The organism is Kitasatospora sp. NPDC043950, assembly GCF_056435345.1.
Genome location: NZ_JBWKER010000006.1, coordinates 1 through 2,150 on the forward strand (window position 1 = coordinate 1; position 2,150 = coordinate 2,150).

Annotated in this window: 1 protein-coding gene and 1 pseudogene; both read left to right on the forward strand. The window is 78.1% G+C overall.

What is annotated here, in order from left to right:
• Nucleotides 1-95 precede the first annotated feature (95 nt).
• A pseudogene (locus tag AC07BF_RS05720) lies at nt 96-725 on the forward strand (alpha/beta hydrolase); the annotation flags it as partial.
• A gap of 46 nt (nt 726-771) precedes the next feature.
• A complete protein-coding gene (locus AC07BF_RS05725) occupies nt 772-2,001 on the forward strand; it encodes an acyltransferase family protein (RefSeq protein ID WP_363586289.1) in 1,230 nt (409 codons plus the stop codon).
• The last annotated feature ends 149 nt before the right edge of the window (nt 2,002-2,150 follow it).

Sequence of the window (2,150 nt, forward strand, 5' to 3'; positions counted from 1 at the left end):
CCCCCCCCCCCCCCCCCCCACCCCCCCCCCCCCCCCCCCCCCCCCCCCCCCCCCCCCCCCCCCCCCCCCCCCCCCCCCCCCCCCCCCCCCCCCCCGCCCCCCGCACCGCCGTCGTCGTCCCCGGCTCGGACAACGACCTGGAGAACTTCGACCGCTCCCCCGGCTCGTACGGCACCCCCGCCGGCATGGCCCGCTCGCTCTACCAGGCCACCGACCGGCAGACCGCCGTCATCGCCTGGACCGGCTACACCACCCCGGTCGGGATCGGCCTGGGCGCCGCCACCGAGGACCTGGCCCGGGCCGGGGCCGCGCGGCTCACCCGACTGCTCGACGGACTCGCCGTCAGCACCCGCCCGCAGGCCCCGGCCACGGTGTTCTGCCACAGCTACGGCTCGGTGGTCTGCGGGCTGGCCCGCCCCGGGCCCGACCAGGCCTCCGGCGTGGTCGTCCTCGGCTCTCCCGGGATGGGCGTCGGCTCGGCCGCCGCCCTCGACCCGCGCGTCCCGCTCTGGGCCACCGCCCGCAACGACTCCGACTGGATCGGCCGGGTCCCCTACGTCTCGGTGCTCGGCCTCGGCCACGGCGCCGACCCCACCGCCCCCGGCTTCGGCGCCCACCCGCTGCCCGCCACCGGATCCGAGGGCCACGCCGGCTACTTCGCCCCCGGCACCGCCTCGCTCACCGCCTTCGCCGCCATCGCCCTCGGCCTCGGCCTCGACCGCTGACCGCTGACCGCTGACCGCTGACCGCCTCACCGAAAGGAGCACCGCCATGGCCCACCCGCTGACCGCCCTGCGCCGCGCCGCCCACCAGGTCGACGCCCGCACCCCCGAGACCCGCGACCGCGCCCTGGACGGGCTGCGCGCCCTCGCCCTGCTCGCCGTGCCGGTCGGGCACTGGCTGCTCGGCGGCTTCACGCTCTCCGCCGACGGCGCCCTGCACAACGCGAGCCCGCTCTCCTCGCTCGGCGGCCTCGCCCCGATCAGCTGGGTGCTCCAGATGCTCGGGGTGTTCTTCCTGGTCGGCGGCCACTCCTCGGTCCAGTCGCTGGAGCGGGCCCGGGCCAAGGGCGTGACGTACCCGGGCTGGCTGCGCGGCCGGTCGGTGCGGCTGCTGCGCCCGGTGCTGGGGGTGACGGCCGTCTGGGCGCTGCTGATCGCGCTGCTGCCCGCGCTCGGTGTCCCCGGCGACACCGTGCGGACCGGCGCGACGCTGGTGGTGCAGCCGCTCTGGTACATCGCGGTCTACCTGGGGCTGACCGCGCTCACCCCGCTGTGCGTGGCGGCCGGGCGCCGGCTGGGCGGCTGGTCGGCGGGCGTCCTGGTGGCCGCCGTCGCCGCGGTCGACCTGCTGCGGTACGGGCCGTGGGCGGAGGCGGTACCGTCCTGGGTCGGACTGTTGAACATCCTGCCGGGCTGGCTGTTCGGCTACCAGCTGGGCGTGCTGTGGGCGCAGGGCCGGCTCGGCCGCCCGGTGGCCCGGGTGCTGCTGGTCGGCGGCGGCGCGCTGTTCGCCACGCTGCTGCTGGCGTTCCACTACCCGGCCAGCATGGTCGGGGTGCCCGGGATGGAGCGGACCAACTCGCACCCGCCGTCCCTGCTGGTGCTGGCCCTGGCGGCGACGCAGTGCGGCGCCGCGGTGCTGCTGCGGGAGCGGCTGGGCCGGCTGCTGACCCGCCGCCCGCTGCTGTGGCTGCCGGTGGTGGTGGTCAACCTCTCGGCGATGACGATCTTCTGCTGGCACCAGAGCGCGATGCTCGCGGTGGCGGTGCCCGGCGCGGCCGGCCTGGGCGCCGTACCGGGGCTGACCACCGCGCCGGACTCGATCGGCTGGGTGGCCGCCCGGGTGGCGCTGCTTCCGCTGTTCGCGGCCGTGCTGGTGGCGATCGGGTGGTTCACCCGGCGGTTCGACGGGCCCTGGACGGCCTTCTCCCGCGCCGGGAAGGCGCTGGCCGCGGCGGGTGCGGCGCTGTTCGCCGCGTACGCGCTGGGCATGGTGTGACCTGCGCCGGAGAGTGAGGCACTGAGGGGGGGGGGGGGGGCGGGGCCCCCCCCCCCCCCCCCCCCCCCCCTCCCCCCCCCCCCCCTCTCTCCTCCCCCCCCCCCCTTGGACGCGGGGGGTTTCGGGAGGTTCTGCTCCCGAGCTTCCCC

Bases quoted from the DNA above. Each gene is read 5' to 3' on its own strand.
- AC07BF_RS05725 (WP_363586289.1), top strand. From the start codon at position 772: ATGGCCCACCCGCTGACCGCCCTGCGCCGCGCCGCCCACCAGGTCGAC.